Genomic DNA, 12,178 nt, shown 5'->3' with positions numbered 1-12,178 from the left:
TCTTATCGATTCAGAACATTAACTGGCGATTGGTCGCGCACGCGCAAGGTACCTTCCGTAATTACTTCATCACCCTCTTGCAAGCCCCCAATTATTTGCACAACACCGGGTCTGCGCTCGCCTATTTGGACTTCAGTTTGAACTGCGACATTATCTTGTACTACGTAAACGTATTGCTTGTCTTGCACTGGCACCAGCGCTTTCTCTGGCAGTACCAGCGTTTCTAATACACGTTTTTCCACTACAACCGTTAGTAACATGCCCGGACGTAAACGCTCATCGGTATTATCAATTATTGCTCTTACGCGAATAGAACGGCTGATTGGGTCTAATCGGGTATCAATATTGCTGATAGTACCTTCAAATGCTTCACCTAGATAAGCGATGGATGAAGCTGTGATCCGCTGCCCTTTTGCCACACTGGCTAGGTGATTCTCAGCAATGTTAAAGTCTACTTTCACCACACTGATATCATCTAATGTGGTGATGCGGGTGGCGGGTTGCACTAATGAACCAATGCTGATTTCACGATTTCCCAGCAATCCACTAAACGGCGCCCTTACTTCCAAATCTTTCAGTTGCGCATTGGCAATGTCTAACTGAGCTTCTAACGCTTTCACTCTTGCTTGCTGTTCATCAAGAAGTTGCTCTGAGGTGGCGTTAGATTGACGAAGATCTGCAATACGAGAAAACTGACGTTTTGCTTCATCTATATTGGCTTTAAGCTCGGCGACACGCGCGCGTTCTTCCGTATTATTTAGTTGAACCAGTAGTGCCCCTTGTTGCACCTTGTCACCATCTTCAAAATTAATTTGTTTTATGGTGTCTGTAACTTGCGCAGTAATACTAACTGACTCATTGGCAATAGCAGTACCTAAAGATTCAATGGTAATAGGAAAGGTTTGCGTTTTTACCATCGCGGTTTTGACTGGCGTAGAGCGCTGCCCTTGTTGCCCAACCACCTCTTCACTGGGTAAATTCAAATAGACAACCACAGCGACCAGCAATACAACCCCAAGCAACAATGGCGAAAATAGAGTACGTGAAGACATAACCTTTCCTATAGGTAAAATGATAACCTATCGTGACACTGATAGGCTTTAGACGTGCTTTAGGGTTATGCTTACTGCAAACCTAACCTCGATTTATGCACGATATGTTATTGTTTTAATTTATTAGAACGTGATGAAGGTTGCAGCTTGCACACACATCATCAATCTTTACATTTGTTACGAGTATTTTACCTAATTCGATGTCATTCTTTTTGCACTTATCAGCTATTTTAGCGGTTTTAACGCTTTTCGCCTGCTCACCTTCTGAGCCCTTACCGCCTGAGTGCAGAACGGTGAATATGCAAGACCTTCCACCAAACAACGTCAATTTCCCTTTAGATAGCGAATTTAATGCAGCTGCATGCGTAATCAAGACACAAGAGCAGGTGCTGCTTATTAAGAACAAGTACTCTGACAAACTTGATTTACCCAAAGAAAAGAGAACCAATACACTCTCTGCTGCGTGTATTGCACATCGTGGGGCCTGGACTCAAACGGGTTTTAACGTAGAGGTGAATGAGTATTTAGGTGTAACAAACGAAGGGGTATTGTTATTCAACTGTAAGGTTGATGCCGGATTAGACACTTTATCAAATAGTTTTTCACCCCCAGAGTGGGTCAAGCAACATGTATTATCACTGGAAAAAGTGAGCCCGTTTTTGCTTGACCATGACGCCATGCACAACGCCGATGACCTTATCCCTTTACGTGATGGTTATACAAAATTGAATAAGTAAGACGTTTTGATTAGATGATTGCAATCACAAAGCATTGTTCATTAGGTAGGGTATTGGTAAATTGTGACATTGGTTTTTAAAGGAGAAGCGACTTGTTTTCATTGCAAACGTTAAGCCTCAAAGGCAAAGTATCAGAAGAAGAGTGGCAAACACGTGTTGATTTAGCCGCCTGCTATCGCTTGGTGGCAGATATGCGCTGGGGCGATTTAATTTATACCCATATATCTGCAAAAGTCCCGGGCACACAACACTATCTGGTAAACGCATTTGGGCTGACCTTCGATGAAGTAACGGCATCAAATCTGGTCAAAGTTGATCTAAACGGTAATATTCTTGATGACACCCCCTATGGTATTAACCCAGCCGGTTTCACTATTCACAGTGCCATTCACGAAGTTCGTCACGACGCTCAATGTGTTATCCACTTACACACTTTAGCAACCATTGCTGTCGCTTCTGTTAAAGGCGGCCTCAAACCATGGAGCCAGTACTCCCTGTTTTCACTTTCCTCGCTGTCTTATCATAGTTATGAGGGCCTTGCGGTTAATGACAGTGAGAAGCTACGTTTACAACAAGATTTAGGCGAAACCAATCACATGTTGTTGCCCAATCACGGCGGTTTAACATTGGGACCAACCGTAGGTGATGCGTTCATGCGCTTTTATGATTTGCAAAGGGCCTGCGAAATTCAAGTTGCACTCATGCAATCGAACGATGAAAAAATTGAGATACCACAACCTATTATTGACGGCATTTACGCGCAAGCCAACGTGGTGCACAGCGGCGAAACCGGTGGTCAAAAAGCGTGGCCAGCTATGTTGAGAAAAGCCTACAAGCTAGATCCGAGTTTTTGCGAATAACCTTTTAGAACGGAATAGTACTTTACGATGAAAGTAACCAAAGTAGAAATATTTGATATTGAGTGCCCTAAACGCCCCCAGTGGAACCCTGTTTTTGTAAGGGTTTACACCGATGAAGGTATAACTGGCGTTGGTGAAGCCGGTTTGGCTTATGATTGGGGTCATAGTGCAGCAGCTCACATGATAAAGGAAATTGCCGAAGCCATGCTCATTGGGTTTAACCCTTTCCACACGGAGTTATTGTGGTCACGCATGCTGCGCGAAGGCTTTTGGGGATTAGGTGGCGGCCCTGTTATTTATGCGGCCATGAGCGCAATAGATACCGCACTTTGGGACATCAAAGGTAAGGCACTAGGCTTGCCTGTGTATGAATTATTAGGCGGTAAAACAAATGGCAAACTACGCAGTTATGCCAGCCAGCTTCAGTTCGATTGGGACAAAGAAGTTACTAAACTAAATGACCCTGCGGACTACGCAAGAGCAACAGAAAAAGCCCTAAAAGAGGGTTATGATGCAGTAAAAGTTGACCCTATTGTTTATGACAAAGACGGTAATACCCATTTTGATAGAACCAAGTTATTCACCAAACCTGAACTAAAGCTTTTCAAAGCGAGGCTTCAAGCCATTCGCGATACCATGGGTGAAGATGGTGACATCATATTTGAATGTCATAGTTTGTTAGGTGCCTCTACCGCTATTCAACTGGGTGATATTGTAGAAGAAATTGGTTGCTTGTATTACGAAGAGCCAGTGAACTACTTGAACTCAAAACTGCACGACAAAGTTGCTAGAAATGTAAACGTGCCTATTGCAGGTGGCGAGCGTTTATATCACAGATGGGACGTACGCCCTTACCTGGAAGACCAGTCTCTTGATGTGCTCCAACCTGATGTCGGCTTATGCGGTGGCTTTACTGAAGCGAAAAAAGTATGTGACTACGCAGATATTTACGATGTGCGTATTCAAGCGCATGTGTGCGGTGGGCCAGTAGCAACGGCAGCAAGCTTGCACCTTGAAACGGCCATTCCTAACTTCTTAATCCACGAGCACCATACTTATGCGATTAAAGATTGGAATAGAGAGTTATGTATTCAAGATCCACAACCCGTTAATGGCTTTATTGAGGCACCAGATACACCGGGAATTGGCATAGATCTTAACGATGAAGTGGTATATCGCTCGCCTCATATGACAGTGACAGCGTTAAAGTAAGGTTTTAACCACACTTGACCACTCTGCAAAGCGGTACATTTTTTCGAAATTAGTTTTATCGATATTGGCCTTAAACCAATTAAGTTTAACTATTCGTAAGAAAATGTACTGCTTTTTTGTTTTTACTTTCCGTCTATGGCTTTACTCAATTTTCGTTACCTTCATTCAATTTCACTAATAATTGAGTGTATCGATATTTATCAGTACACATTTCGTTCATATCTAACGAACTTTAGACAATAAACCAAGTGCGTAGCTTGCCTATTCCAAGCGAGTGTAGAGAGAAAAAATTTAAGGCTTAGTTGAATTAAAAACATTAACTAAAAGCCGTACCATTTATGCGCATTACGTTTCAACAGCGCCTCCTGCTCAGACGTAGGAAGTATCGATACCATCTCACAATATCCTTCCCACAATTTAATGTATGGCATGCGCCATAACGACAGAGGGTAATTACTTGCCAACATAACTTGCTGAGGTGACGTTATCGATAACAACGCATCAAATAATAAATATGCCCTCTGCCACGACCATTGCCTATCTTGCATTTCGAGTCCTGAGAATTTAAACATCACCTGTTTCGTTTCACTTAATCTTCGAATGTGCTCTTTCCACATCATAAAACGAGAGCTTGAAAGCGCGAGAGGCGCAATGGCGGTATGGTTAATAGCAATACGCAAATCAGGTGTTCGCTCTAACGTTTGAAGTAGTGCTTTTACGGCTATTGAGTCAGCCACATCAAACTGAGCCTCAAATGACAAATTACGCGATGCCATATGGGCCAGTGACCAACGCACTTTTGGCGTATGTAACAAGTGGGCTGCATCATCATCAAGAATATGCCTCAGACCACTTACAGATGAATAGGCTGCAAGTGTATCTATGTGTGAATGTGCTTCACACGTATTTAAATCGATACACGCAATAGACCGAAAAGGACGCTTACAATGGGTTGTTAGAAACTGAAGCTCACGCCAAGGCCGTTGATTATCAAAGCCAGCTTCAATATGCACAAAACCTTGAAGTCGCCCTTGTGAAGCGGCATTTAGCTGTGTTTCAGTGAACTCTTTTGCTATTAGTGCCTTGTCAGACCAATACGGCGGATTTTCAGCGCGAAGCCAACCATACTCTCCAACTCCCAATGCAAACAAATGAATGTGGGGGTCGATCCAATTTGTGGTAGTTGTCATGCTTCGTTCGCTCTTTACCTACTAATATATACCGTAAACACTAATAAAGACCCTTTAACAGCATGGCCTACTGAGCGGTATAACCGCCATCTACTGCATGTAAACTTCCTGTGATAAACGCTGCTTTGTCACTACACAAGAAGTAAGTGAGCTCAGCGACATCACTTGGCTGCCCTAATCTCCCAAGAGGCTGTGCTGCAGCTTCTTCTGCTACAACCTCAGCTTTGTTCACGCCTGAACGCTCAACGTACTTATCGATAGCATTGTGAAATAAAGGCGTTTCAATTGTACCTGGGCATACTGCATTTACACGTATGTTGAAGGGAGCATAATCCAGTGCCGTTGTTTTTGCGATGGACGCCAAGGCAGATTTTGTTAGGCCATAGGCAAATGAATTGCGCTTACCGACAAAGGATTGATCTGATCCCATCACCACAATGGCGCCTGCATGTTGCTGCTTCATCAACGGTAAACATGCTTTTATTGAAGCATATGCACCTTTGACGTTAAGGCTGAACACTTTATCTAATAGCGCTTCATCTGTATCTTCAATGGTTGCAGAGACATGCATACCCGCATTGCAAACCAATGCATCTATCCGTTTGTACTGAGCGACGACTTCCTCAATAACACGCTTCACGTTCTCGACGTTGCTTACATCACAGTGATGCCAATGAGCATTATCGGGCGTATTATCAAAGTCTCTAATATCAAGATTGATTACCGTATAGCCTCGTGCTGAAAACACATTACACACCGCCAGCCCTATTCCAAGGCTACCACCAGTTACAATACAAATAGGACGTTCGTTAGTCATAGGTACTTATTATTTGGTTAACTCAAATTTGCTCTAGCATGCCAATACCATTCAGAAAATCAAGCGATGGATAAAAGCCAGCAACGCATAATACTAATCCGCATAGATCATATTTATTATTAACTTTGAGTTAACGGGCTACTCTGATACGTATTTTGTGACTATAATAGACAAAATTAAAACACTTGTTTGAAAAGGGAGTCATCTATGCCTCTGTACCATGCCCCAACGGCTGATTTTCAGTTTCTTTTGAAAGATTGGCTTGGACTTGATGCGCACTACGAAAAACTAGGAATCAGTGATTTCGACAGTGAGCTAGCCAACGAAATTATTGCACAAGGTGCGAAGTTCGCGCTTGATGTTGTTGCGCCACTAAACCGAGAAGGTGACGAAGAAGGCTGCAAACTGGAAGATGGCAAAGTGACCACACCAAAAGGGTTTGCAGAAGCGTATCAAGAATATGTTGCCAACGGCTGGAATGCCATGCTTGGTACTGCTGAATACGATGGTCAGGACCTTCCCTACACCATGGCCGTCCCTGTTCATGAAATGTTAAATGCAGCAAACTTAAGCTGGCGTTTAACCACGATGCTGACAGAAAGTGCAACACTTGCTGTAACAAAACACGCCAGTAAAGCATTAAAAGATATCTATTTAGCTAAGCTCATTAGCGGCGAGTGGACAGGCACGATGAACCTGACAGAGCCGCACGCAGGAACAGACCTAAGCCTATTAAGCACAAAAGCAGAACCGCAAAGTGATGGCAGTTACAAGGTAACCGGAAATAAAATCTTTATTACCGCGGGCGATCAGGACTGGAGTGACAACGTAATTCACTTAGTACTGGCTCGACTTCCCGATGCTCCTAAAGGCGTCAAGGGAATTAGCCTTTTCTTAGTACCGAAGTTTTTGCCTGATGCAAACAATGCCCCCGGCGAGGCGAATAGTCTATCTGTAGGCAGTATTGAACACAAAATGGGTATTAAAGCTAGCCCAACGTGTGTGATGAATTTCGACGGCGCAACTGGTTGGCTGGTAGGTGAAGAAAACCAAGGCTTGGCGTGTATGTTCACCATGATGAACGATGCTCGCTTCCAAGTTGGCTTACAAGGATTAGGTGCGGCAGAAGCTTCTTACCAAGGCGCATTAACCTATGCTCGAGAGCGTATACAATCTCGCGCCCCACAGGGCATTCAAAACCCAGAAGGCAAAGCCGATCCTATTGTATTCCAGCCCGATGTTGCACGTATGCTGTTAACACAAAAAACCCTAATTGAAGGTTGCCGAGCATTGTCTTTAGTCTATGCCAAGTACATGGATATTGAAAAATTAGGCACTGAGGAAGACAAAGAAAATGCAGAGAAAATTCTGCAATTCTTGACGCCAATTTGTAAGGCTTTTATGACTGACATGGGCCTTGAAACGACAAGTTTAGGGGTACAAGTATTTGGCGGTCATGGTTTCATTCGCGAATGGGGTATGGAACAGCTAATGCGTGATGTACGTATTAGTATGTTGTACGAAGGTACCAATGGCATTCAAGCCCTCGACCTTATCGGCCGCAAACTAACCCGTGATGGCGGTCACATGTTGGAAGCGACCTACGGTGCATTTAACGCCCTAGTAGCTGATATTGAAGATGCGCAAAGCAAAGCGAAAGCACAAGCAATTCTTGATGAATGGAAAGTCTCTTCGACCGAGTGCCTGGGGATGGATGCGACTACTGCAGCGTCAGCGGCCTGTGATTACTTGGCTTACAGTGCATACTCATTGATTGCCGTACTTTGGTATAGTATGGCGGATACTGCACAGCGTTCTGACAATGCCGTACTCGCTGCGTCGAAAGCAAAATCAAGAGACTTCTTTATTGAGCGCCTTTTACCACGCCGAGAAGCACATAAGGCAGCTTATTTGGCAGGCCCAGATAGCACAATGGCAATTTCAGGTAGCGAATTCGATTACCTGTAAGCCTTGCAATTTACTATTGCTCTAAACCAAAAACGGTCACGCTTTGTGACCGTTTTTCATTTTCATAAAGACACCGTATCGCTTTATAGTAGTTGTTTATAGCAACTCTATATCGTAGTTCTTTATAACAAATTTGCAGTGTCTTAAATAAACTCAATGCTCAGTATTATTCACTGCAACTTGTTTGGGAAACGTATCTGCAAACCAATCGTCTAACATGGCTTTTTCATAAGACAGTGAGTCGGTGCGGTGACGGCGTATATTTGATTCCATGAAGTCCATATCTTTTAGTTTTACCTCTTGCTCACTTAGTAAAACCTGACCATCTTCACTTGATAACGTGTAACTAAACGACATTCTTGGAATATCGATACGCTTAATAATACGCACATCGCTGGCCCCAGCACTTCCAAAGCCAACAAATTGACTTGGCCACACTTCACCGGCCAAATCCACATTCGTTACGGTCATCGACAACACTTGAGATTCAGGTAATGACGCAGCTAGTTCGGTAATGTACGCTTCAAGCTCTTCGAGGGTGCGATCTCTAAAACGCTTGCGCGACTCGTTTGATGGTCGAACGTCTGTGTAAGACTCTGGCTCCTCCCAGACTAGCTTCACTTCTGCTGCGTGTGGAGAATTTCCAAATACTACTAGGCCAACCATGGCAGCACAGCCAAAACTTGTAACCGTTAACAGTTTATTCACACTGACACTCCTTAAACAGCTATTGCCCGTTTTCGTTAATGTTTATCTTGCATTATCGATGACTGCTTTACAATTAGGCACAAGTGCGCACGTTTAGTTCCCGAAAAATTGGGATTTATGTCGTCGGTCTCACAATACATTGCGTGAAAGCGTTTGACCGCAAGGATATCCACAGTAATTTGCTGTACATAGGTTTGTTGATAAGGCTTTAATGGGCTTAACTGACTGTAGATTTGACTGCGTAGTTCTTCCAACTTTTCCCGTTCAGGCAACGTCGCTATTTCAACTAGCCAATCTGAGATTGAATGCTGAATGTCTTCGAACAAATATTGCGCAAACGACGACCTAAGTACGATGACCAACAAAATAATCTCTGCAGTAATTACGAAAAACCGAACCATGACATCTCATCTAATCGTTGAAAGCGGTGCACAACTTATGAAGTTTCATACACGTTTAGGGTTTCACTACTCTCAATAAAAAGCAACATAGATTCATACGCATTCACCTTCAGTAAAGTTGACAAAATCTTGCTTGTTAGTTTTAACACACTATCCTTTTTCTATGATAATAGACCGTAAACCCTCTCACTGTAAATCTGCCAAAATATACGCAAGTATACACTTCCTTTAGGCATATATTTGACGTATGACATCGCTTCCTCGTATAAAACAACATAACCTTCTAAACTTTCAGTATTGACTGAAAGTTCGAAAGGATAGACCATACCCATCATTCTTGATCTACATTAAACACGCTTTAGTTTGTACTGTTATACTAGAGCCTGTTGACCTTTGCGGTACACTTTGCTGCAAAAACGTACCACAAAGGTCAATACGCTCTATGTTATGCAGTGCACATTTGTTAGCGAAGGTTGAATTATGAACGACAAAATACCGGTTAAGAATGTAACTCCGGTAAAAGTACACAAACCCAAAGGGGCAACGGAAGGTAAACGCTACGATTCAAGAAGTCGTATTTATGTGCGTGCGGTACAGGGGCCTCTTGAGTCATTTCGCCGTTTCTTCGGTCTTTTCTTTCTCGCTCTTTTCGCTATTATTCCTTGGATTCAATACAACGGACAGCAAGCGGTACTTCTTGATATAGGTGAACAGCGCTTCAATATATTTTCTCTCACTTTGTGGCCACAAGATCTTACATTGTTAGCCTATATATTTATTGTTTCTGCGTTTGCCCTATTTTTCGTCACTACGTTTGCAGGAAGAGTATGGTGTGGCTTTATGTGTCCTCAAACCACTTGGGTGTATATTTACACTTGGTTTGAAGAAAAATTCGAAGGACCTAGAAACAAACGTATCGCTTTAGATGCGCGCCCAATGGATACCGACAAGTTTTTGCGTAAAACCGCAAAGCACACGGCATGGGTTATCGTTGCACTACTCACCGCACTTACCTTCGTGGGTTATTTCACCCCTATAGGTCAGCTATTTATCGACTTTTTCACATTTAACACTGGCTTTTGGGCAGGGTTCTCTATCATTTTCTTTGCCATTTGTACTTATGGCAATGCTGGCTATATGCGCGAAATTATGTGCACGCATATTTGTCCTTACGCACGCTTTCAATCAGCCATGTTCGACAAAGACACCTTTACGGTTTCATACAACCCTAACCGCGGTGAACAACGTGGGCCTCGCCCTCGTAAATTGAGTCACGAACAAGTCCAAGAAAAAGGCCTAGGTGACTGCATCGATTGTGCACTGTGTGTTCAAGTTTGCCCAACCGGTATCGATATTCGCAACGGCTTACAATACGAGTGCATTAACTGCGGCGCTTGTGTGGATGCATGTAACGGTGTGATGGATAAAATGGGCTACCCTAAAGGACTTATCAGCTTTACGTCCGAGGAAGAACTTTCAGGTGGTAAGACACACATAATTCGCCCTAAATTAATCGGTTACTTCGTGGTGTTGGTCATCATGATGGGGTTACTGTTTGCCAATATTTGGACCCGGAGCCCAACAGAGGTCGATATTATTCGCGACAGAAACTCGTTGTACCGCGAAACCAATGAAGGCTTAATTGAAAACGTCTATACCATCAAGGTACTAAATAAGACGCAACAAACACACACCTACACTATTTCTGTCAAAGGCTTGCCTGACTACAAATATATTGGTGAGCAAGAAGTGGTCGTAGAAGGCGGTGCGGTGTATAGCACACCAATTTCGGTTGCAACCGATGCGTATAATCTGGAAGATACGGTAACAGACATTTTTATCAGCGTTACCACATCAATTGATGGTGAGTCGGTTACGGTTGATGAACCAACCAAGTTTCTTTATCGATGACAGATTTTACATTCTCGGGCCTTAGCCCAGATACTATCTTAGATGCCCTGGAAACCCAGGGCATTTTTCTACAAAGCGGCTTACTTGCGCTGAACAGCTATGAAAATCGCGTGTATCAATTCTTGGCTGAGGACAATCAACGTTATGTAGTGAAATTTTACCGCCCTGGGCGCTGGTCTGATGCGCAAATTTTAGAGGAGCATAGCTTCGCTCAAGAATTACTTGAAAATGAAATACCTATGGCGGCGCCTTTAGCTTTAAACGGACAAACACTTCACCATTTCGACGTTGAAGGCACCGATTACCGATTTACTCTTTTCCCTTCTGTGGGTGGCCGTCAGTTTGAGAATGATAACTTAGATCAGCTCGAGTGGATGGGGCGATTCATTGGGCGTATTCATCGCGTCTCACAAAGTAAGCCTTTTCAGCACAGGCCTTCTATAGCTGTGGATAGCTACTTAGACGCCCCAAAACAAGTACTTGAACAAAGTCAGTTACTTCCAGCGCATTTAAAAACCGCATTTTTTGCAATTTTAAACCCCGTTATTGAAACCACCAAAAGTGCCTTTTGTAGTCACGATAACATTCGGCTACATGGTGATTGCCACCCGGGAAATATTTTGTGGCGAGATGGTCCCACGTTCGTTGATTTAGACGATGCCCGAATGGGCCCTGCCATTCAGGATTTGTGGATGATGCTAAGCGGCGATAGGCAACAACAACTATTGCAGCTCGACACCTTAGTAGAGGCGTATGAAGAATTTCACACCTTTGATACTGCGCAACTTTCACTCATTGAGCCGCTTAGAGCAATGCGCATGGTGCATTATATGGCATGGCTTTCACACCGCTGGGAAGATCCGGCTTTTCCTCGCGCGTTCCCTTGGTTCGCTGAAGACAAATATTGGGAAGGTCAAATTCTTGCACTTAAAGAGCAATTAGCAGCACTTAACGAACCGCCGCTTAAGCTTGGGTTTTAATCATCATTTAACTTCTATATACTTCCGTCTGCGTAGGTGCGCTAACCGCTATAGAGTTCCACAGCAGTTAGCGTTAAACGGGAAATCAGTGCGAAACTGATGCTGCCCCCGCAACGGTAAACTCATTGTCGCAAGACATTTTCTTTTCACGCGCCACTGTCTTTTAAATGCGTAATGCATTTGCAGAGATGGGAAGGCAAAAGGATCAGTGCCTGCTTAAAGCAAACCTGATGAGTAAGCCCGGATACCGGCCTGTGCTTCGCGGTATGCTCTATTACACTCAACAATCCAGCATACAACCACTTACTATCATGTGCTCGGGCGGAGCGCATTAGAGAAAAC

The 12,178-nt window shown here is 43.6% G+C and carries 11 protein-coding genes and 1 riboswitch; of the genes, 6 read left to right on the top strand and 5 right to left on the bottom strand.

Features of this window, described 5'->3' with window-relative positions; translation table 11 throughout:
• Nucleotides 1–2 precede the first annotated feature (2 nt).
• Nucleotides 3–1,052 carry an efflux RND transporter periplasmic adaptor subunit gene (locus EYR97_RS11495; protein ID WP_131093956.1) on the bottom strand — a complete coding sequence of 350 codons (1,050 nt, stop codon included), beginning with the start codon at nt 1,050–1,052 and terminating at the stop codon, nt 3–5.
• A 299-nt stretch (nt 1,053–1,351) separates the two neighbouring features.
• On the opposite strand from EYR97_RS11495, the gene EYR97_RS11490 reads away from it, so the two are divergent.
• From EYR97_RS11490 to EYR97_RS11480, 3 genes are all read left to right on the top strand, one after another.
• The gene (locus tag EYR97_RS11490) at nt 1,352–1,789 is read left to right on the top strand and encodes a DNA mismatch repair protein MutT (protein ID WP_242634993.1); all 438 of its coding nucleotides are present in this window, start codon (nt 1,352–1,354) and stop codon (nt 1,787–1,789) included.
• Between the two features lie 92 nt (nt 1,790–1,881).
• Nucleotides 1,882–2,649: a class II aldolase/adducin family protein gene (locus tag EYR97_RS11485; protein ID WP_131093955.1), complete on the top strand. Its 768-nt coding sequence runs from the start codon at nt 1,882–1,884 to the stop codon at nt 2,647–2,649.
• A gap of 27 nt (nt 2,650–2,676) precedes the next feature.
• Nucleotides 2,677–3,861 carry a mandelate racemase/muconate lactonizing enzyme family protein gene (locus EYR97_RS11480; RefSeq protein WP_131093954.1) on the top strand — a complete coding sequence of 395 codons (1,185 nt, stop codon included), beginning with the start codon at nt 2,677–2,679 and terminating at the stop codon, nt 3,859–3,861.
• Nucleotides 3,862–4,181: 320 nt separating this feature from the next.
• On the opposite strand, the gene EYR97_RS11475 is transcribed toward EYR97_RS11480, so the two are convergent.
• Complete coding sequence (locus EYR97_RS11475) at nt 4,182–5,051, bottom strand: amidohydrolase (RefSeq protein ID WP_131093953.1); 870 nt, start codon at nt 5,049–5,051, stop codon at nt 4,182–4,184.
• A 67-nt stretch (nt 5,052–5,118) separates the two neighbouring features.
• Nucleotides 5,119–5,868, bottom strand: a complete 750-nt coding sequence (locus EYR97_RS11470; RefSeq protein WP_131093952.1) for an SDR family NAD(P)-dependent oxidoreductase — start codon at nt 5,866–5,868, stop codon at nt 5,119–5,121.
• 207 nt (nt 5,869–6,075) lie between these two features.
• Here EYR97_RS11470 and EYR97_RS11465 point away from each other — a divergent pair, with 207 nt between their 5' ends.
• Entirely contained in the window at nt 6,076–7,836 is a 1,761-nt protein-coding gene (locus EYR97_RS11465) for an acyl-CoA dehydrogenase family protein (protein ID WP_131093951.1), read from the top strand.
• A gap of 153 nt (nt 7,837–7,989) precedes the next feature.
• Here EYR97_RS11465 and EYR97_RS11460 read toward each other — a convergent pair whose 3' ends face one another.
• Both EYR97_RS11460 and EYR97_RS11455 read right to left on the bottom strand, forming a co-directional pair.
• Nucleotides 7,990–8,544: a DUF3016 domain-containing protein gene (locus EYR97_RS11460; protein WP_131093950.1), complete on the bottom strand. Its 555-nt coding sequence runs from the start codon at nt 8,542–8,544 to the stop codon at nt 7,990–7,992.
• 35 nt (nt 8,545–8,579) lie between these two features.
• Nucleotides 8,580–8,945, bottom strand: coding sequence for a hypothetical protein (locus EYR97_RS11455; protein WP_131093949.1), 366 nt, complete (start codon nt 8,943–8,945; stop codon nt 8,580–8,582).
• A 480-nt stretch (nt 8,946–9,425) separates the two neighbouring features.
• On the opposite strand from EYR97_RS11455, the gene ccoG reads away from it, so the two are divergent.
• Nucleotides 9,426–10,856, top strand: a complete 1,431-nt coding sequence (gene ccoG, locus EYR97_RS11450; protein WP_131093948.1) for a cytochrome c oxidase accessory protein CcoG — start codon at nt 9,426–9,428, stop codon at nt 10,854–10,856.
• Nucleotides 10,853–11,836, top strand: coding sequence for a serine/threonine protein kinase (locus tag EYR97_RS11445; protein WP_131093947.1), 984 nt, complete (start codon nt 10,853–10,855; stop codon nt 11,834–11,836). Before ccoG ends, EYR97_RS11445 begins: the two co-directional genes overlap by 4 nt.
• Nucleotides 11,837–11,853: 17 nt before the next feature.
• A riboswitch (cobalamin riboswitch) is annotated at nt 11,854–12,107 on the top strand.
• The last annotated feature ends 71 nt before the right edge of the window (nt 12,108–12,178 follow it).

The organism is Alteromonas sp. KUL42, from assembly GCF_006538325.1.
Classification (GTDB): Bacteria; Pseudomonadota; Gammaproteobacteria; order Enterobacterales; family Alteromonadaceae; genus Alteromonas.
Note: the sequence above shows the minus strand (reverse complement) of the source record. Positions and strands in the feature narration are given on the sequence as shown.